The organism is Bradyrhizobium sp. (assembly GCF_052389815.1).
GTDB lineage: Bacteria > Pseudomonadota > Alphaproteobacteria > Rhizobiales > Xanthobacteraceae > Bradyrhizobium.
Window position 1 is genome coordinate 141,411 of record NZ_JBQTHN010000016.1, and the last position, 21,106, is coordinate 162,516.

7 protein-coding genes are annotated in these 21,106 nt (G+C 58.5%); 5 read left to right on the forward strand and 2 right to left on the reverse strand.

The features are described from left to right. Positions 1-11 precede the first annotated feature (11 nt). Both ACT4OC_RS04480 and ACT4OC_RS04485 read right to left on the reverse strand, forming a co-directional pair. Positions 12-3,818: a CHAT domain-containing protein gene (locus tag ACT4OC_RS04480; protein WP_444837756.1), complete on the reverse strand. Its 3,807-nt coding sequence runs from the start codon at positions 3,816-3,818 to the stop codon at positions 12-14. A 178-nt stretch (positions 3,819-3,996) separates the two neighbouring features. After that, entirely contained in the window at positions 3,997-4,503 is a 507-nt protein-coding gene (locus ACT4OC_RS04485) for a hypothetical protein (RefSeq protein ID WP_211377799.1), read from the reverse strand. A 456-nt stretch (positions 4,504-4,959) separates the two neighbouring features. On the opposite strand from ACT4OC_RS04485, the gene ACT4OC_RS04490 reads away from it, so the two are divergent. The 5 genes from ACT4OC_RS04490 to ACT4OC_RS04510 are packed head-to-tail and all read left to right on the forward strand — an operon-like array spanning position 4,960 to position 21,085. Further along, a complete protein-coding gene (locus ACT4OC_RS04490; protein ID WP_311970879.1) occupies positions 4,960-5,892 on the forward strand; it encodes a WYL domain-containing protein in 933 nt (310 codons plus the stop codon). Continuing rightward, the gene (locus ACT4OC_RS04495) at positions 5,849-6,970 is read left to right on the forward strand and encodes a restriction endonuclease-related protein (protein WP_211377798.1); all 1,122 of its coding nucleotides are present in this window, start codon (positions 5,849-5,851) and stop codon (positions 6,968-6,970) included. The genes ACT4OC_RS04490 and ACT4OC_RS04495 overlap by 44 nt, the downstream gene beginning before the upstream one ends. Next, positions 6,967-10,356: a hypothetical protein gene (locus ACT4OC_RS04500; protein WP_444837757.1), complete on the forward strand. Its 3,390-nt coding sequence runs from the start codon at positions 6,967-6,969 to the stop codon at positions 10,354-10,356. Before ACT4OC_RS04495 ends, ACT4OC_RS04500 begins: the two co-directional genes overlap by 4 nt. Then, a complete protein-coding gene (locus tag ACT4OC_RS04505; RefSeq protein ID WP_211377796.1) occupies positions 10,353-19,460 on the forward strand; it encodes an RNaseH domain-containing protein in 9,108 nt (3,035 codons plus the stop codon). Before ACT4OC_RS04500 ends, ACT4OC_RS04505 begins: the two co-directional genes overlap by 4 nt. Next, positions 19,457-21,085, forward strand: a complete 1,629-nt coding sequence (locus ACT4OC_RS04510; protein WP_211377795.1) for an AAA family ATPase — start codon at positions 19,457-19,459, stop codon at positions 21,083-21,085. The genes ACT4OC_RS04505 and ACT4OC_RS04510 overlap by 4 nt, the downstream gene beginning before the upstream one ends. The last annotated feature ends 21 nt before the right edge of the window (positions 21,086-21,106 follow it).

The following is a 21,106-nucleotide window of genomic DNA, read 5'->3' on the forward strand; positions in this document are numbered from 1 at the left end:
AAGCTACAGGATCAATCACCCGGCCGCGGCGCGCGCGTGCGTACCCCGTCTCCGTAGACGCTCATGGCCAGGTAATCGCGTTGCTCGGCGCTGAAGCGGGACTTGACTGCCTGATTGGCCTCGAACGCCGCATCGACGACCGCCTGTCCTTTCTCCCAGGCGGAAAGAAAGGCTGGCAACCAATAGGATGGGACCCTGGAATCCAACGGCCAGGGCGAGGCGACTACGCACTTGCAGCCGGCTTCGAGCGCATACTTCACCAGGCCCACCGTCGTGTTCGACATAGAGTGGCTGTCCACCCGCCCGCCGCTGCAAACGAAGAGCACCGCGACTTCCGCGCCTCGGATGGCCTCCGCGAAGCGCCGCGCAGCTGACCTCAATTCGGCGTCGTTCGCTATGACATGGAAGTAATGACCTCCCGGCAGAAGGCCTCCGTGAGCCGCGACGACGGCGAGTTCGGCACCCGCCAGCCTTTTCGGAATTTCAGGCTCCTCGTCCAGATCGATCCCATGTTCGTGCAACGTATCGCGCAATCGGTCCGCCATGATCTGAAGCGTCAGGCTCCCCTCGGGAGTGGTCTCGGTGGAAATCCACGCCGCATACCGCCCCGGTTTCGCCGGCGCTGCGCGGACCACTTCGAACCAAGCCATAGAGGGGACTAGAAATAGCTGATGATCGTCGCCCGCAAGTGCATCCCCGATTCGGAGAATATTCGGCGGGATCCGCTGCAAAGCGGTGCTTGCCACGATCGCCGCACGCTGCGGAAATTCGGTCACCCCGAGCCCCTCCGTACTCGTGTGAAACAGGTTGAAGGTCTTCTCGTCCACGCCGTATTTGAACGGAAATTCTGCGGCCCACTTGCGGAAGCGCTCGCGATCGAACACCGTCTTGTCCTCCCGCACGGGAGGCATCGCGCCTTCTGGACCGACGGTCACGCGTAGCAAAGCGCCTTCCGAGCCCATCCCGACGAATACCACGGCCAGCGAAGTGGCCGCCGCCAGTGCGGCGGCCTGTGCCAAGGGCCGACCGACTTCGTGCGGGAGGACCGGATCCTTCGATCCGGGAGCAACGATGGCGAGATCGCTGACGAGCTCGACACCGAACGCCGCCACCTCCGGGCTGGCCGTGGCTTCTTCGCTCGACAAAAGCCGCTGCGCCATGACGATGAGATGCCTCAGATCAAATGCGAAATCTTCCGCATGCTGGGCCGACTCGAGATTGCGAACGAGAGCATGAAGCTCCGCCGCGGAAGGCGCTTCCTTCGATGCCGCCTCGAGCACGGGCGTCTGCGAAGCATCACTTCTCTTCGACAGTTCGGCAAGCACAGCCAACGTCTCCGGTGAGACATCGAGGCCGGCCATGCGTGCCTCACGCACGATCTGCCCGAGTGTGGCCGCCACGGGACCGATCTGATGTTCTCCGTTAAGCACGTTCCTCGCATTCTCGACGAGATCGGCCATCAAATCGGGAAGCGCGGCGGCGTCAACGTCGTCCCCTTTCATCAGGTTGAGCATCCGGAGCTGCAGCGCGGAGGTGTCGAGCTGCACCTTGAACTTCCCGAGCGCGCCGAACTGCGACAAGGCTTGACTACCGGCATCGAGAAAGCCGAGCGCGTGGTCAGTCATGCCGAGATCTCGCGCGATACGGAACAGCAGCATGCTTTCGTACCAGATCTGATCCGGCGTCGCGCTTCCGTCCGCCATGAAGCCACAACATGCGGCGATCAGCGCTTCGTGGAGGTTATTGTTGCGGGCATAGACGTCGCCGTGACACAGCCACGCGATCCGCGCCCGCCGAGGCACGTCTCCCGCGAGCATAAGCGCGGTTTCGGCATAGTTGCGTGCCAGCTGGTGCCGGTTGGCGAGCGCAAACCGAACGGCAGCCAGCCGGATCATCGAGAGGTCCATGTCCTTTATGCTCGCGCGGGGGACAAGGGCCACTGCGCAAACGAGGATCTGCTCAAACAATCCGGAACCTTGTTCGGTATCGATCGGCTGGAATTCCAGAAAGCGAAGCAATCCCGCAACGATGGAATCCACGTTCGCCGGGATGAGCGCGTCGGGGAGCACGGCGCGGCCGATCATCACCGGGCTCGCCTTGGACATCCATTGAAGCGTCGGACCGATAGCGTCGAGGATGGCGTCGGGCGAAGCCGGCTTCGGCCAGGCACTCAAATCCGCGAGCGGTTCGGGCTTCTGCGGACGCTTCGCGAGGTCGAGCGCGATCGACATGAGAATCGCCAATCCGTGAAGACCCATGGATTCGACCGACAGGGTGCGCGTGAGTTGGTTCCGGAGGTCGCCGTCGTAAGGCGTCCGCGCCACGACGGCAAGGACTGCCGAGATCGCCTTCGTCAACTTCTCGCCGGACTCTGGGCGCACGACAAGACAGTCACGGACCGCGCGAAGGCTCAGCCGGGCCAGCCCTTCATCGAAATCTTCCGTCGCCACGGCAAGAACGAGGTCCAACACCGTGACTGGTCGGCCGCGGTGAAGCGCGTTCTCGCAGATCAGTCTGGCAGCGAGACGTCGATACTGCGGCGGGAAATTCCGACTTGCTTCAATGGCTCCCGAATAGTCCGGAGCGTTGCCATCGAAGCGGTCCGCGACCAAGGCATAGACCGCGGCGTGCTCCGCCGCATGTGGTGCGGCTTGCTTCGACGCGATCTCCGCCGCGGACCGATAATCGAAGGATGTGATCGCCCGTTCTATTCGATGCCACGCCAGCCCGAGCGAAGTAGGATACTTCGTCTCGAGCAGACGCTCGGCGCGTTTGCCGGGCTCCTGAAGTCCCAAGACAACGGCAAGCCTGAGAAAAGTCTCCAGAAACTCCGAGGCCAAGACCTCGGGATCGACGTCGCTCAGTATTCGCCGGGCAGCGTCGGGCTGACCCAATTCGAGCGCGATCTCGGCGACGACGACCGCGTCCGCCGGCCGAAGTCGCGGGAAATCCGCAGGCATCTTCGCGATCGCCTGCCTAGCGAAACCATCGAGTCCGGCCTTCCTCAGCAATTGGAGGTGCAAGAGCGGCTTCATGCCGTCGAAGCGGGACGGAAGCGCGTCGATCTCACGCTGGATCGGCCCGATAGCGCCCGTCCGGATGGCCTCCGTCCAGCTATCGAGATGGGACGACAGGAGCTCAGCAGCCGAGCCTGGAATGCCGCCGCCAAGAACTCCGAGCCCTTCAACAGATTTGAGCAGGTCCTGGTTCTCGCCGCGAATCGGCCATTCCTCGCCGGCGTCGATGACTAGGTAAGCCTGCCGATCGCTGATCGCTTCAAGGGCCCGGACGCAGAGAGCGTGCAGGTGAGGAGCCCATGCGTCCTCGGGCAGGCCCAGTTGTCCGGCTGAAGTCCGGGGCGGCAGGTCGGCGACCCGGAAGGTCGCTGCGGATCGAATCACCACGGCTGACCGCGATTCAACCTCCCCGACGGCGGAAATCACGCTTTCTGCTGCCAGCGTCGGGATCGGGACGACGCGTAACGCCCTCGATACGATTCCCTCCTCTTCGGGCGAAAGCTTCGCGCCGCGCCAGCGCTGTATGGCCTCGGCGATCGCGGCCAATACGGGCCGCTCGTCGCCCAAGTCGGCAGGCTGAACCAACACGATCCGATGGACGGCCCGCTTTTGGGTTTCCCCTTCGAAAGTGTTGAGGACGCAGGCAAGAAGTTCGCCCAGAACGTCGAGCGATCCAGCCGCCAGAAGAAGATCGCCGACACCCCAGTCCAAGCCGTTTTTCGCGAAATGCTCGCGGACGAAACCGTCGTTGGCCCCGGCCGACGTCTGATCGCCGGACCGATCGCTGATTTCGGAAGTCATCTGGCTATTTCTCGATGAGAGTAAGCTTGTACTGAGCTTTTTCTACCTGACTTAGATAGCCACGAGATCGGATCGGAGTTCCTCAGGCAAAAGTCCGCATTCGTTCAATTTTACCAGCAGACGGACGTTGGTGCTGTTGGCCATTTCGACGCGAATGAGGTTCTCGCGCGGACACATGTTAGCCCTCCTTATGAGCCGCCTCACATGCCTTCGCGATGATTTCGGACCCGTTGGGAAGTTTGACCGCGTCTACAACGAATGTCGTCGGCTTATCATCGAACTTGAACTGGGCGCCCGGGAAAAGCACGGCGCCGAAGTTCTTGAAGGTTGGCGAGGCGAGACGGTCAGGTCGCTCGAGCCGAACCGTGGCACCATCGACAACGGTCGGTATCAGGCGAACTTGAAGCAACCCCCGTTGGTCAAAAGGCCGCCGGTCGTCTTCCGGACTTTTCGGCTGGCGCCAGCCAATCCGGCCCATCGGAATGAAATGGGCCGCATCGTTACCGACTTTCCAGTCGTTCGGATTACTGCGCCAGTTGCCAAGGTGCAGCGCAGCAAACTCCTGCTCCAAGGCGCGGAGACATGCGCCTAGCTGCCCAACCAGTTCAGTGTCCGAGAGCGTCCCGCTGACAGTGAGGTCGAAATTCGGGAGACGCACGTCGACCGATTCGGCGAGCGTCATCATGTCCGACTCAGGAATCAGCGAGTACAGTTGCTTGATCGGCGACGGGGCACCGGCCAGGGATCTCCAAACAAGAAAAATTGCCTCGGCAAGGCCACCGCACCGTCATTGCGGTCCACTTTGGCGAGTTCGCCAGGCAGAGCAAGCGCCGCCGCCTTCCATTCTGCTTCCGTCACTGACAAATTTGTCGCTCTCCCCTGCCGCCAAAAACCCGGGTCAGCCAGCCCTCTCGATCGTTCGAGAAGCTCGCCGTCCAGCCCGAACTACGAATTTTGTGTCTGAGCCGCCTCGAGGCCGCCTCGCGCAGGAGGGCGAGGGTCCGCGCCATAGCATTGTGCCGCGGACCATTCGATGGCAGCTCGTCCGAATAAAACTGAGTATAACCTTTAGTTGCATCCTTGACAAGTCATCAGCATATAAAGTAGATGGGTCTACTTCGTATCCATATAGGCTCGAAACGTGACCGAAGTTAGGGAAGGCCTGAACTTGAATTGGGGCGTCGAGAAACGCCTCGAGTTCATTGAATTTCGCCTGTTCTGGGAGGGCGGGGCTAATCGGGCAGACATCATGGAGATGTTTGCGGTTTCGATGCCGCAAGCCTCCAAAGATTTGTCGCTTTATCAAGAGATCGCGCCGGGCAATGCACTCTACGACAAGAGCGCGAAGCGATATGTCGCAAGCAATGCTTTCAAGCCGCGTTTCCTGAAGCCGGATTCCGACACGTATTTGTCTCGCTTGCGATTATTGGCCGATGGCTTTGTCGAGCAATCCGAATCTTGGATCCGAACGCCTCCTGCGATCGACGTTGCTCTAACCCCTCGCCGCGAGGTCTCTCCGGTAGCACTTCGTTCAGTGCTCGACGCAATACGGGATAGCGGATCGATCGAGGTTCGCTACCAGTCCATGAACAAGTCTCGTCCGGGGCCAATCTGGCGTCGCATAACGCCGCATGCACTCGGATATGACGGCTTTCGTTGGCACGCCCGAGCTTATTGTCATCTCGACAATGGGTTTCAGGATTTTCTGCTCCCGCGCATCATTGATGCGCGGCTCCCCGGACCATCCGGCGCGGTCGCCACGGACGACGTTCTCTGGCAGACCACCTTCGAGGTCGCAATCGGGCCGCATCCATCCTTGACCCCTGGTCAGCAAGAAATCGTCTCCAAAGACTATGGCATGCGAGATGGACGCCTCAGACTAAAGATCCGTTATGCGATGCTTTTTTATGTCCTCAAACGGCTTGGCCTTCTAGAGGACGCCAAGTTGAAGGACTCACGACATCAGCACATCATCGTTTTGAACTGGAAGGAGGCTCGAGAAGCTCTGAAACGCGTTGGCTTCGAGGCGGATGGCCCATCTCCAGGAGAAGAACGAAATGCCCGTGCGAGATGATGAGCTCATCGTGTTGACCAGGCTACTCGCCAAAGGATTCGTCGATATGGCGAGGCTCGTGGCCGAAGGCGCGATCGTCAGACAGGATGAAATGCCGCAAAGTCTTCGGTCAGGCATGGAGCGACTTTCCCGTCAGTGCCTCATCGAACAGGTCGAGGATTTTGGCGCAAACGTCCACGTCCTGATGGATCTTGCCTGTCGGCCGCTGATGGACTGGGGCATACCCGGGCTTGGTGAGAACTTCGTTTACGGCCGAGCGATCCTGATCGACGTCGGGACAGGCCTGCCAACGGATGATTGCATTGAGATCGGCTCCATCTCGAGCGAAGGCGACGCTTACGAGGAAATCCATCATCGGAAACTTAGAGAAGCCGTCAGAGCACAAGGACGAAGAGCCGACGAGGCTTACACGCTCGTCCGCGAACGCATCGTCCGCAATCCCGTTGATAATCACCGATCGCTGGCCGAATTCTTTCTCGAAAGCGGTCTGACGAAGTTCGGGGACGTCTATCGTACCTGGCTTCGGCCCGTTCCCGTGTCGGCAATCTTTCCGGATGGAAAATCTCGCACCTGCGAAGGCTGCGGATCGCTTTTGTATCCTTCAAGAGACATCGCCCGATTTCCGTCTGGACGGTGCCGGGTCCGTGGTTGCATCGAGGAGACTCCCACGCCTCGCGCTGGCCGTGTCATCGATGATCCCACCGAATGGCGGACCGTTTCTAATGACGTGCTCACTAGCTGGGTTGGACCAGGCCTGCCCGAGATTAGACTATTCGACGAGTTGCAGCGCCGCGGATTGCAAGTAAAGCTATATCCGGGGCAAGACGCTGTCGACGTCGGCATCACCTACGAGTTGGGCGTGGACGTAAAGTCTTACTTCTGTCCAATGACACTCGCCGAGCGTCTTTCGCGATCGATCGGGGGGCTCGCTCAATTCGACAGACGTATTATCGCCATTCCTGATGTCAGAACCCGAAGCCATCGTGGGTATCTGCGCGATCTCACAGCAAATTACCGCGGAAAGACGCCGGTCGAATTCATGACGGCTTCGGGCGCGATCGAGGCACTGACGAGATGAGATCATCCCCCGCAACCTTCGACCGTGCCTTGCGCGTCCAGTGGGTGTGCGCCGCGTTCCACCATTTTCTCGGAAGAAGAGAGCTACGCGGTGCACCGGCGCTTCTGTCAGGATATCGATCGATAGTCGATCACCCGGCGTTGACAAGTTTCTCATTGCCGGCCTTCAATCTCAGGCAGATGGGAATTTCGATCGTCTCCGACGCAACGTTGCGGGAAGCGATATCTGATTGGGCGACATGGGAGGCAGAGAACCGGCTGAGCCCCGACTATGTCGAGCCTCCGTTTGCGATCACGCTGGATGACCGTCTTAGTTTCAGTCTACGTGTTCGGGAGAACGATCCCGCGTATGTGTCGATGATCAACGCGCTTTCGGTGCCGCTGCCCGATCGAACCTGGCAAAAATCGACCGCTGACGTTGATCGGCCGTTCAAAATTCCCGGTGAGTTCCTGGGCGGGAACGAATCCTTGGTCGCAGACACTTCGGCTCTTGCGGGAAAGCTGGCAAGCGCTCCCCGCCTCGACTTGACGCCTCGGAACCGGAGTCCGATCAAAATCACGCTCGCCGAGCTAGAGCGAATTGCAGACGAGCTCGACGCGATTGATGCGAGCGCGCCCGAACGAATTCCGGGTAACTTCAAGGCGAGATTGCGCGACGACGTTGGAAATCCGCTGTTTTCGGTTCTCTCGCCTTCGAAAGAAGCGCTCGCATCCACCGACACCATCGAGATCTCCAAGGTCAAGCATCTCATCGGCCTGCCGGGATCGGGTAAGTCAACGCTAATCCTTTTGATCGTCGTGGCCCTGTCCCGAAGCGGGCTACATATCGTACTTCTTCTTCCCTCCATTGAGGCTTCCCTCAACTACGTCGCCGAACTCGAACGCTATGGCGTTAACCCAGCGCTTCTTGTTGGCCAGTCGCCGGACGCGAGGAGGCGTCACTCACGCAAGCTAGCCGAACGCATTGCAGCCTCCGATGACACGGGCGGGATGGGCAGAACGGCTCCAGGTAGCGAATTGCTCTCTGTCAACTGCGCGTTGGCTGGCTTTCTTTCCAATCCCGAACCAAGCCTGGGCTTTCCTCACCTAAGCCCTCCGTGCTCGGATATTCAACAGCGGCGCCAGAAGCGAGATGGAAGCGAGACCGAAGCAGAGGGCGACCGGCTCTGCCCTCTGTCAGCGGTCTGTGGTCGGCAGAAATCGGCACGTGAATTGGCCAATCCGAGTCGGAACGTCTGGATTGGCCACGTAATCTCTACCGACGTCCGCATGTCGCCGCACTTTGCATCAGAGCAAATACGCTTCTTTGAAACGATCGCGCGAATTAGTGACCTCGTGATCGTCGACGAGGCAGATGGAGCGCAAGCTGCGTTGGATGGCCACGCCCTGGCCGAACTGGACCTTACAGGAAGCGTGGATTCCTACGAGGCAACTCTGCTGAAGGACCTGATGGTGCCAGTGGCATCGGGTCAAAACCAATCGGCCAATTCTCTTGTGCAGAACTACACTTATGCGTCTCAGGAATTTTCCAAGCTGAACCGCGCGTTGGTCACTCACTTGCTGGATGACCGGAGGGGGACCGCGCATCTCAATAGGTTCCAAGACACCTTTGTTACGGGCAACACCGTGCTCGCAGCATTGTATCTTGCCGACGGAAATCGCTCGACCGAGATTTACAATGTCATTCGAGGCCTTTGGGACGGCTCCGTCCGGCGCGTTATGGCCGAGCGAAGCGGGCAAGTGTCAATTCGTGACGACGATGAGCGGCCCGAAATTGTCGAACTTGACGGCATAGACATCAACACAGTTGCCGTTGCCGCCGGCCTGTCTCAAGCCGAGGTGGAAGAAGCGATCCGAGAAACTCTCTCCGCGATGACGCGATGGTTCGGTGCGACCAATGTCCTGATTCGGGAAGAGGCTGGCCAACGCGTCAGGGAAGGATTCTTCAAAATCTTTCCACCGGACGTAACTGTGCCCGACGAAGCGGCCCGCGAATACTTTTCGTTCCTTCTGGAAGTCACGGCCCTCGTCTTTCAGTTCCTGACGCTCATCCCGATGCAGCAGGCCATGATTGCCGAGGGCGTCCACTCCCGTCGAATTTTCGGCTCCGGGGTCTCCGTGGACATGGCCCGCTTCATGCCGGAAGCTTTGGTTGGGCGCTTATCCGGTATCAAGATTTATTTCCAGGACGGTCGCAAAGGCCGGACGCTGAAGTTGAAATACGTCTCCTTTGCTTCAGTTCCACGACTGCTACTCTATCACCTCACGAAGCTGCTCGAACCCGAAGGTATCGCAGGGCCCGCCGTTCTTCTCGCTTCAGCAACTAGCTTTCTCGAAGAGAGTCCAAGCTACCATATACCAGTAGGGCCGCACTTCGTCCTCAAACGGGAAAACGAGGCGGACGCGTGGCGCCGGAGCGAGTACCTCTTCGCGCCGGTCCCCGATCCAGCCGATCCGCGACGCAATATCCGGCTCAGCGGCGCCTTTGAAGATCGTGAACGCGGAATGCGCGCAATAGTTGATCACTACCTGGGCGGTGACGATCCGCTGATCTCTCGTATGCGTCACGATTTTGATGCTGGCCGCCGGACCGCGCTTGTCGTGAACTCATATGAACAGGTCCGGCTGATCAAGGATCACGCAAGACGAAACCACGGATCGGTTGGAAGACGAATTGTCGGCGTCGTCGACCAGATCGAAGATATTCCTTTCTCAGAAGCGGGAGAGTGGGTGACCGCGTCGCAGGTCGAGCGGCTTGGCGCCCGCGACGACTGGGATGCGGTCGTATTTCCTATGCGCGCCATCGGTCGAGGCGTGAATATCGTCTATCCCGATGGACCGCGGAAGCGTGATGCGGCGATTGGAACCGTCGTATTCTTCATGCGACCGCATCCCTCAGTCGACAGTCTCGACTTCACGGCTGGCTTGGCCGGGCGACACGCGCTCGATTTTGATCGCCGATCTCTGCCGGCCTCTGCACAACTGACGGAGCTGGTCGCCTCATGGCGAGAAAACAGAAGCCAGTCGCTGGACTTAATGCGACGCTTGCTTCGATATCCTATTCAAGCGGGTCGCCTGGGTGATCTGATCGTCCCCTTCACTGCCGACATCATGGTCGACGTGCTACAGACGATCGGGCGCGCCATGCGTAACGGTTGCAAGACCCGAGCGATCTTCGTCGACGAAGCATGGGCCCCATCGTCCGTACGCGGCAGGCCAGACACCCCGAATACGAGCATGCTTGTCTGCATGCGGGACATCTTGCGCGGTCGTCTCGAAGACCCTGACCGAATTGCTCGCGAGACCTATTCTCTTCTTTACCGGCCATTCCTTGATCCGCTGACGCGGTGCAAGGGCATTATATTCCCCGATGAGCTTGCAATATGAGCGACGCTAATATTGAAGCACCATTTTGGATTCGACGGAGAGTCCGACAAACCCGGTCGTTAAGCGCCCTTCGATGGAACGGCTATGCCGATCAACACGGCGCGACTGTCTCGCTTCAGTGGACGCAGGCCGCAATCTCACTTCTCTCCGCGATCAAGCGAAGAGCCTCGCAGTCAGAGGATCGAACCGGAAGGTCGCTGCCCTACGCGACCCTTCGCTCCCTGCTCGAAGCGCGCGTATCTGGCGCGGTTGTCGTCAGTCCCGATCTCGGAGAACCGTGGAGCGGTAAGGAGCCACGATCGTTCCTTATTACGAGCGCGCAGGATCCATCCGACGTACTTTTGCAGGCCGGCCGTGCCGTCGGCCAATGGAGTACCGATGTACTGTACCGCTGGGCGGAGCGTATCGACATTCCGCTTGGTGAGGTGGACCGGATTCGAGAGCTTGCAGCCGATAAGCGCGTGCTGGAAATTCGCGACAGCTCGAGCACGTCTATAGATCCCAAGAATCTCGATGCGTTGAGCTCATTTCCCCTGGTAAAAAATGCGGCACGCGCTCTTCTCGTTGAAACACTCACGGGCCGTGAACTGTTCGACGGCCTGGGTCCGGTCTATCGTGTTGTATCATCGGCACTAGGCTCCAATAGCGTCGAATTCGAGACTTGGCCTGTCGCCCGTGAGGGCGGATGCTTCTCGATGGTGTGCACAGCCCTCATCGATACGGCACCCTACAGCCGGAAGCCAGTCGTGCGCATCCGTGCCTCGAAGCGAGTCTGGTCAAACAAGTTTCCAACACCAAACCAGCTTTTCGGAAGTAGCCGAATCACGCTTCGATTGATGTCTCGCGAAGCACTTGTTTCAGTCGGCTATGAGATGCGCCTGAGTAAGGGTCTTCCGGCCACCGAAGACATTGAGGAGCCCGCTTTCCTTGCGGCTATGCTCAAGTCCAGCACCGATTTCGGGGCCGATCTTGCCCAAGCGGTGTCACAGGCGGACCCCGGTCGACGTGAGTTTCTGTCCGTCCCTTATCGAACTGCATATGGGCGCACTAAGATTCCGCGCGGTGTGACCGCTGGCGACCAACTCGACTTGTTCGAGAAAGTTGCCCAGATCACCGCGGATTGCGGTTTTGAGCCCCTACCTTTCACCGAAGTGAAGAAGCTCAAAAGGCCGGAGGAATATCACTCGGCACTCACAACGGAGATGCTTCTCAATCACGTTGCGTCAGAAGTACGCCTCAACGCGCTCGATGACGAACAGATCGAGCGTCTCTTTGGCCAACTGACCGGAGATCCCGGAGGCAAGGATCTCTCAGCTGAGAAGGTCGTCGAAGCGGGGGAACTGCTGGCGAAAGTCCGAGCCGCGAATGCCGCTCGGCTTTCGCGAACGTTCGGCGAGGAGCAGCCTACCATCGTGTTCGTCTCGCGGACGGAGGAGGAGGGACGCCTCTTCAAATCGGCGGTGACCACCTTGTTTCCCCAAATTGTCGTTGCCGAGTATCGCCTCCCATCGGGTACGCACGGCCTTTTCTCAGGCGGGCCAAAGCGATACGCGGACAAGTTCGAACAACGTGTTGAGGCTTGGCGGGAATTGAGCTTGGCAATTGCCGCCGCGCATTCGCGCGCCAGGGTGATCGTGCAGGCCGCGAAGGAATATGCAGACCCGTCCGGTTGGGCGCGCGACGAAGACGTGGTCAACAAGGAAGCGGGTCGCTACGCGCTCGCACGTTTTGCCGGCGCCAATGTCCAATACCTCGTACCCCGCGCTCCGGGAGATGCCTACGGCTATCTTCTGCGCCTCCAGGCGGCGACTTACGACTTGCTGTTCGCTCACTCAGGAATTGCACCAATTCCCTCAGATGCTCTCAAGGAGGCATTTCCAGATCCCGCCCGTCGCCCCGACTTTTTGCTTGGCGTGTCCATCGTCCGGACCGCTCGACGACGGCGCGGAGGGAATGGCGGCGCGCTGATCTTCGCGGCCAAGGTCAACCTGAGCGACGGAAAGACGGTGGCGAGATTGGCCTCGAGCCAGGGCACTACGTCGTGGCTTCCGTTCGGGGACGCGCTCGTCGAGGTTGCCAAACTGGGAGCCGCGGACCTCGGAATTGATCGGACGGCCGCAATTGAAACATTCCAACGCTTCGTTTCCGATACCGTGAAGGAGCAGGTAGCGGCCGGCGAGCGGCCGATGGTCCTGTTCGACGGATCGGCCTCGATGGGACTGTGGCCGTGGCTGAACAATCCAAAGATCTCCGGCCTGCCCGAGTTCGGCAAAGAGCAGATTCTGGATCAGAAGACGTGGAAGGAGCTTACTACTGTTCGGATCAGGACCCAAAGCTCGCCTCGTCTTCTGACCATCATGACGCATGAGAACAAGCCGGCAGACGGATCTGGCGCAGTCCTAGTTGATTCCCATGCAAGTATGTCGGCGTGCGTTATCAAAGTTGCTAGCTCCGACGTCGGAGGAGACTACGTGGCAACACACGCCTGGGAGCGCACCCGGAAAGTTGTCAGAGGCACCAGCGTCTATCGCGAGCTTCCGGGATATCGTCGAGTCAAGAAGGAACCTGAACGCAAGGGCCGTATGCTGTATCGGCAGATACGTCATGCCCCATCGGACGAGGAATCATCCTTGCCCGAGTCCATCAACATCACTGTCGCTAATGTCTCGCCAGGCTCCGACCCAGACAAGGTCGCGAGTTTGATCGCCTGCATGCGACACGGGTACGCGCACAGCGCGATGGCTACCTCATTGCCGGCCCCGCTGTCATTTAGGTCCAAGATTGCCGACTACATTGCGCGGCACAGCATGGAGGAAGAGCTCGATGAGCCTACGCCTTCCAGCGCAGAAGACCCCATTTCAGACGATAGCGATACGCCGGATGAGCAGACGGACGCATTAGGCGCAACTTTTGGTCAGCTCCGGAACGCCCTGCTCAGCGGCACTTCACTCGTAAAATTTCAACCTTCTGCCAGGGAGACTCTCCCATTGAATTCGCTCCTATCATCCGCCACTCCGCAATCGAGCCTGGACAAGGGCAAATCCGGCAAGCCGATCGAAATCGGCCAGATCAAGGATCACGACCAGCTCAGGCGCCCCATTCTTGCGTTACCAAATTTTGCAACAACGGAGTGGTTCAAGAAATACATCATCGTTTCCCGAAGTCATCTTCGCATCTTCCATTCTAAATACGCTCGCAACGTACGCCCTGTAGTTGGCTTCCCTTGGCCGCAGGAAAAGCCGGACGTAGAAGAATTCTATCGGCTATTGCCGGAGATTGCTAAATATCCCTTCGGACTTCGCTTCGTTCTCAGCGGCCTTTTCGAAAAGATGCCCACATGGCAACGCCGGCTCCATCAACTTTACATCGCCGCACGACGCGAGGCTGGCCTGACAACGACGATGGCAGACGACCTCGAACGACGCCATGCGCAGGTCGTCCAGCTTGCCGAAGCCGGAAAGCACGATGTCACTCGCGCTATCGCGATTTTGCACTGGGGCTTGTACAATCAAAAGACGCCAGCCATGGCGAAGCTCGCAACCCATGATCCCGAAATTGCCGACTACATTGAGAAGTTTCTTGCCTGCGATCACTCCCTTTTCGGGGAGCTATGGAAGCGCTACGCTAACAATACGGACGAGCCTGACATCGCAGCGGCTCCGAACGATGAACTGAAGGATGCTCAAGTCATCGGCGATGGCGTTGAACAACGCCCCAGCGAAGATGCGGGCAGCCCTCCACCAACAATCTCGTCAGGAGAACAGGCTATCGATCCTGTTCGCTCCCAAGAACCTGCACTCTTGGCAACTGAGGTCGCCTTATCCGTCGCCACCGCACGCTGGAAAGCTCGGCTGGGGTCGATCGAAAGTCTCGCGAAGCAGAATTGCGATCTGGACCCGAATGACAGCGTTAGAGTCGAGCTCGAACAGCTTGTTGCCGAGCTAAAGAACGACATAGACGCCTTCGAGGCCGCCAAGCCGATTTCATTACCGACTGCCGAACTGATCGAGCGCCTAAGAACTGCCCTAAATGAGGTAAAATCGGTGCTCGCGCGCGCCGGTAGCATGGAAGGTGAAATACTAGATAACGTCACCACGCTCGAAGCCGCCGCTGACGCGGCACCTCCCCTTATGTCGAAGGATCGCCTCCTGGCCTCGGAGGAGGGTGTGACGCGGGCCGAAGCATCGGCCCTCGATACAACGCGGGCCCAGGAGCGCCTCGATGCAGCAAACAAGGATCTCTCTTATGCGGAGTTCCTGAAGGTCGCCCCGGACCTTCTTGGCCGCGTGGTCGAAACAGGCAGAACGGCTCTGAACGACATCGAAATGGCGTTGCGCGGTCTATCTGAGCGCGACGTCACCACCTTGCCGAACCGGCCACTGCCTTCGCCGTCATCGCCAATAGTCCCCGCGGCCGCCGATCAACAAACAACTCATACTTCTGAGATCCGATCACCCATCGACATTGGTGACGAAGTCTACGCAACCGAGTTTGAACCCGCGGAGGGTGACCTTGTTTTATCGCCTCTTCCGTCAGCAGAAGCTCTGATCGAAAAGGCCCCTGAACCTGAGATCGATCCGCTGCAAACTCAAATCGAGCGGAAGGCTGACGAACTGTTCACGTGCCACGAATTCGGGCTTGCCTACCATCTTGCGAGAGCTGGCGCCAAGGTGCTTGGTGACGCGCCCCTCCTTCCTTACACCGTCGACGAACTTCGGCTGATTGCGATGGGCGAGCGCCTCGCGAATCCGTCACGTTACGAAACAGAGGTCTATCGCGAATCCCTGCACGCGTGTGCGACCTTGGCGCAGGTCTTGCGGGAGGACGATAGCAGCGAACGCAATAGCGCACGCCGCATCGCACTCCTCTCGGCTGCAATTCCCATCGCTCTGCTTCACGCGTCGGATGGAGGTTCCGCCTTCGCAATCATTGACAGCATCAAGGTAACGGGAAGCTGTTCGCCATTTTTCTTCATCGTGGACACACTTCGCGAGAACCGTAAGCAGGGATTCCCGCTGCATCCGTCGAACCTGCGCATGGCAGTCGTCGCCAACGCCGGCCTCTCGTACCTCAATGATGTCTTGCTCGACATCAAGCGCCAAATCGCGGCCGTACAAGCGGCAAAATTTCGATTTGTGCTCGGCCAACGGGTTAAGCACTGGCTCGTATCGCTGGAAGGACCAGTCGGCGCGCTGGCCGCAAAAATATCCGGGCCGCGAGGCGCTCACGCAGCCCGTGAATTTGCCGCTGAGTACGCGAGCCGCGACGCGATCCACGAGATGCTCAAGAACGCGCCCGACCTGGCCAACCATAATCAGCTGATCGACGGCGCCGCACGTGAGCGCTTGATTGCCCTCGTGTCGGATCTCGCCTCCCTTTGTGCGGATTACTCGGCTGCAGCCGAGGCGGCCGAGGAAGCCCGGACCAACAGTAGCCGTATTGGATTGGTTAGGAAGCTTGCAGACGCCCTTATCGCCGGCATTAAAAAATTTGAGGCCGATACATCTGCCTCTTCCGGAAGCGACTTAATCGACGCAGCCAATCGCTACGCGAGGAAAGTACTGCGGCAGATTTCCGACTTGGCCGAAGGAAAGTCACATTTCGAAACAGATCGGGGATCAATCGGCCTCGCTTTGCACGTTCCGCTTCTATGGCTACCCGGAATGACCTGGGCGAGCGCCTGGACTCCGTCGCCAAATGAGGCATCACGGCTCCTCGAAGCGATTATGACGATGCCGGTACCCCGCTTCGCTGGCGATTCGGCAGAAGCTCTACGAGCCGCGATTGAGGCACGTCGGGCCGAAGACGCATTCGTGCCAGCCAGAATGCTGTTGGAGTTCGCTCCGAAATTCGGCTGGGACAAAGGACGCATTGCAGATGAGGAAGCTCGGCTGGAGTCGGCCGAAGCGACCCGCAAGGGACAGCTACGATCGAGACGTGACCATGTCTCCAGCCTTGTCACGAAGGTACGCCGAATGGCGCTCGGTGGCTTGGAAGGATCGTCGCAGCTATCCCTAAGCCTCGATACGGTGACTATCGATAGCGAGCGTCCGAGCATAACGGTCGACTTTTTGCCAGAAGAAATCGAGGGCACCCGGATCGTGGACGTCAACGCCGCTGGCAATCGCCTAACGGCCATCGAAAACAAGGCGCGTCGGCTGCTTGACGAAGCAAAACAGGCTTTCGCGCGCGACATAGCGGCACTAGCCGACGGCAACAAGATCTCGGTTGAGGAGCGACGCGAGCTGGAGCGTCTCCTTGCGGCGGACGACCTTACGACGTTGGCCGACTGGATTCCGATGTTCGGGGCCGAAGATCAGCGCCGCCCGGGACTGGCCGGCGCGGTTGTGAACGAAGGATTACATCGGTTTTTGAAGATCCTCGGGGAAACACCAAATATCGATTTGGTGAGCGCCAGCCACGCCGTGGCGCAAGGCGAGAAAATCGGTGCATTCGACTTTTCCGTGCTCGACGAAGAGCGGCGTGAGGAGATCGAATCCGTCTTCCGTCAATGGTTCGATTTCAAGCGCTCGATGAAGGCCAATGCGGGCGGTCTTACGCATATCGGTCCTCGGCTGGCTCATCTTCTAACGCAAGTGGCATACGACACGAATGTCGTTGAGCTGAATTCCGGAGAAAGTCAGGAGCGGCGCGGAATCTTTGCGATCGACGCGAAAATGGAACTACCGTTTGATGCGAATTCGCTGATGCTGCCAGATTTTGGAAGCTCTACTAACGCTGGCTGGCGTATCGTCGCAGCTCCCGGAACCATCACGAATGCCGAGATTTTGGCGCGGACTGAGGGGGCCGAACCGCGCGGGGTGCTGGTGCTCGTGTTCGGATCACTCTCCCTCGACCGCCGTAATCAGCTGAAACTCGAATGTATCAAGCGGCGCAGGAAAGTGCTGGTCGTGGACGAACTTCTGTTGCTCACGATGCTGTCCGCTCGGGAGCGACGGCCCTTGGCCATGTTTGAGATCGCGCAGGCATTTACGACCGCCACACCCTACCAGGATTACGGGCGTTCCCATGTTCCGCGCGAAATGTTTAAGGGTCGCGCCCGGGAAACGGCAAACATTGTCAATCCGCACGGATCGTACATCGTGTACGGGGGACGGCGGCTGGGCAAGACCGCATTGCTTCGCCATATCTCTCGCAATAGACCGGAACATGGTTTGTTCGCGTATGTCGATCTGGTCGATTCTTCTTCGGCGGCTCTTTGGGAACGTGCCTCCGGTGCGCTCAAGGAGGCATTTGCTCAACCTGCAGCTACTTCCGAGGAGTTCGATCAGGGCGTCAAAGCTTACCTTAAGGGAGATGAGCGGCGCCGCATCCTCCTACTTCTCGACGAGGCTGACAACTTCATCAAGGAACAAGCGAGAATAAATCACCACCACGTGCTTCGGCTACTCGCTTTGATGGCCGAGACGAACCAGAGATTTAAGTTTGTTCTTGCCGGCCTCCACAACGTGTCGAGGATTACGCGGTCGGAAAATTCGCCTCTGGCACAAATTTCCAATGACCCCGTGCGAATTGGCCCCCTCGTCGAGGGCGATGTCGGGGACGCGGAGATTCTTGTCCGCGGACCGATGGCCGCACTCGGCTACGAATTTGCCAATAGAGAGGACGTGTGGCGCATTTTGAGCTACACGAACTATTATCCCGTCCTTATTCAGGTTTTTTGCCAGGGACTGCTCCAGATCATCGAAGAACAGACGGTACGAAACTCCAAGATCATAAAGGTCATCGATGGCAAGATGGTCGATAGCGCCGTCGCCAACAGCCAAATCAGGAAGGCTCTTTACGAGAGTTTCGACAAGACCATTACCCACATCGAACAGAGGTATGAGCTTCTCACGTACATCATCGCCGAGCGCGCTCTCATCGACGCTGTAGAGGGTATGGACGGAGACGGGTTGACCGCCAGCGAGGTCACGGAACGAGCCGGGCGGTATTGGCCCGAGGCATTTCCAAAAGGAAGTGATCCCGCTGAAGTCGAATATCTTCTCGACGAAATGGAAGGTTTTGGCATTCTTCGTCGTTTTCCTTCGGGTCGTTGGACGCTGAGGTCGAGGATGTTGCTTGACCTGATGGTGACTGACGAGGAGGAGCTGCTCGCCCGCATCTACCGCTTCAAGGGCAAGCAGCCCGAAACCCAGTTCGACCCCAAGAACACACGGCGAAAAATAAATGTCGGAAAGAGGACGCCGATTGAGAAGGTTTCACCTCTCACGGACGGGCAAGAAGCGGAGATAATGTCTCCCGATCCCAGCGTGGGGCAATCGTTCGTGATATTCGGCGCGCCGATCTCAAACATTGATCACGTCCACGACGCTCTGGAGACTTCGCACACAGCGCTCGGGATGAACCAACGCAAGGTTCAGCTGGAAGTCCGCGGGTGGCGCGATCGAGCGGATTTCATTTCGGAGGTCCGTTCGACCAAAAAAGCTGGGGTCATGAAGGTACTGGTAGTTACGAGCCAGACCGAATGGACTCCCGAATGGGTCGCAGAAGCTTCGAAGCAACCAAACGTCGCGAAGGGACTGGTTCGACCGGTCTTCATAGGAGCTTCGAAGCATGCGCTTGCGTGGTCGCGTGGCTACCCATTGGGTACGAAGGGACTTCCCCGAACGGCAATTCGACCATTGCGACCTTGGGCACGTTCCTACGTCGCTTCCCGCCTGGATGCCATCAACGCCCTGAAATCTCCGCTGGTCGATAGCGTTCTCCGCTTGACCGGTGGTTGGAACGATCCGTGTCAGAACCTTTTTGCTGCGTCTGGATCTTCTAGCCAAATTGAACATGTGGGAGCCGGCATCTTCGACGGCCTCAGGGGAACCGCGGGTGCCGAACGTTTTGGAATTCCAACTGAAATGCTCGCTGCATTCAATACGTTGGCAAACTGGTGCCCTGACGACAGTTCGACGCTCGATATTGCAGATGTTCTCCGGGATATCGAAGAAGCCGAAGTGAAGGCGATCCTCCGATTTGGAGCTCTGGTCGGCATTCTTTCGATTAAACCAGACCCTGCCGATCCGAAACGAGAGCTCGTCGACATGAATGTCTTGGCGCGTGAAATTCTAAGCGCGGATCTTCAGCAATGAAGGACGGCGCGCAGTGGTGGAGTCTCCCCGGCCCTTCCGCCTTCGTCGGGCGAGTCCTCTCAGATTTGATAAGCTCGGGGGTCTCGATCGTCGAATGCCCAAGACCTCTGCCAGATGGCTTGATGGATGCGATAAGCCGCCGGGTCGCTGATGATTTGGCGCTTGATATGGTGCGGTTCGACGGATCTCACATTGGTGCGAACCAATCAATTGTGCACGAACTGGCCCTGTCTACCGGGATCAGCGGAGCATCGATTGGGACGGTCAGTGATTTTCTGAACGATCCCGCGTTGGTCGATAAGGCCTTTTGCGTGGATGGGATCAATCGCGAAGTGGTTTCCCAGTGGGGCTATCTCTTGCGAGCAGTAACTGAGGAGAGACGCCGGCAAGGTGGTTCGGCCGGCCCGTTCCTTGTCGTCATCAAGCCTACAGGACTGGCCCAAGCGAGCGCGGCGCAGCTGTCAGGCAGGCTGCGAACCCGCAAAAGCATTGGAATGGTTTCGTCCATCGATAGCAACGCCTGGATAGCGGCTGCCGGAATCCGGATCGGCTCGGGCATCGCGGAAAGGCTGGCAATAACAACGGTCATCGAGACCGCCGCCTGGTCACGTGACATTCTCGAACAGGCTGTTCGCTGGGATACAGAGACCCAGCTATCGCCATTAGCCAATCTTCATGTCTTGGCCGGTAGCCGCCCCTGGCCGTTTCCATGTTGGGAGAACGGTCTCGTCGATATCTGGGATGACATTCCCGTTCCACACGCCGCAGCCGCGCTCGCTCACGGATTCGATGCCGAAATTGAACGTCGCATTTGGGCCGCTCAATCGCGAGTCCTCCTTCCAATTTTCGATGCTGCTCGAAGGGGCCTCATTGCCAAATACCTGGACGAGTTGGAGCGACACGCCAACCCCTCGAAGCCGTACCAGAAGCAAGTTCACGACCGCATATTCTCGTACACCACTCCTTGGAGATTTGAGTGGTACGAGCTCAACAAGCTGTTGAGCAATATAATGACCAGCGAAGAAAAGGGGTTGATCGAGGATTTCAAGCGCTCGCGAGACTACTTGGCGCACGCACGGGTGATCAACGCGGCCAACCTCCATCAGCTATCCGAACGCTGGGACAGAGTTGCGGATAATCTGACTGCGCTGGTACCAGGATGGGACTGGCCGCGGTCTGGACAGTGCCTTTCCATGATGGTTGGCCCCGCCGCCGGCGGAAAGTCGACTTGGGCAATGACCCAAGATATTCCTGTCGTATCAACGGACAGCCTTAGAATTCAGATGTATGGCAGCTTGTCCGTTGCGGGCAGTCAAGGGCCTGTCTTCAGAACAGCGAGAGCGCAGGTTGCGTCTCTTATGCGCGCTGGATCTCATGCAATCCTTGATGCCAGTCATCTCCGCAAGGACGATCGAGTACGCAACGCCTCGATGGTCCCGCCGGATCTTTGTGTCAGATACGTAATTGTGGATCGAAAGCTCGAAGACAAGCTAAGCACTGCTGGTGACAGGAAGCCCGGCCTCGTGGAGGAGCATCACGAGACTTTCCTGTCATCGATTGCCGAGTGCCTAGAGGGCGATCGCCTCCAACACGTTAATGTCGTTGACATGAGGATTGCCGAGTGAAGCGGAAGTCGCGCTGAGGCG

What these genes read in the sequence shown, in the direction of transcription:
- ACT4OC_RS04480 (WP_444837756.1), bottom strand. Translation starts at nt 3,818, where the DNA reads ATGACTTCCGAAATCAGCGATCGGTCCGGCGATCAGACGTCGGCCGGG.
- ACT4OC_RS04485 (WP_211377799.1), bottom strand. Translation starts at nt 4,503, where the DNA reads ATGATGACGCTCGCCGAATCGGTCGACGTGCGTCTCCCGAATTTCGAC.
- ACT4OC_RS04495 (WP_211377798.1), top strand. Translation starts at nt 5,849, where the DNA reads ATGGCCCATCTCCAGGAGAAGAACGAAATGCCCGTGCGAGATGATGAG.
- ACT4OC_RS04500 (WP_444837757.1), top strand. Translation starts at nt 6,967, where the DNA reads ATGAGATCATCCCCCGCAACCTTCGACCGTGCCTTGCGCGTCCAGTGG.
- ACT4OC_RS04505 (WP_211377796.1), top strand. Translation starts at nt 10,353, where the DNA reads ATGAGCGACGCTAATATTGAAGCACCATTTTGGATTCGACGGAGAGTC.
- ACT4OC_RS04510 (WP_211377795.1), top strand. Translation starts at nt 19,457, where the DNA reads ATGAAGGACGGCGCGCAGTGGTGGAGTCTCCCCGGCCCTTCCGCCTTC.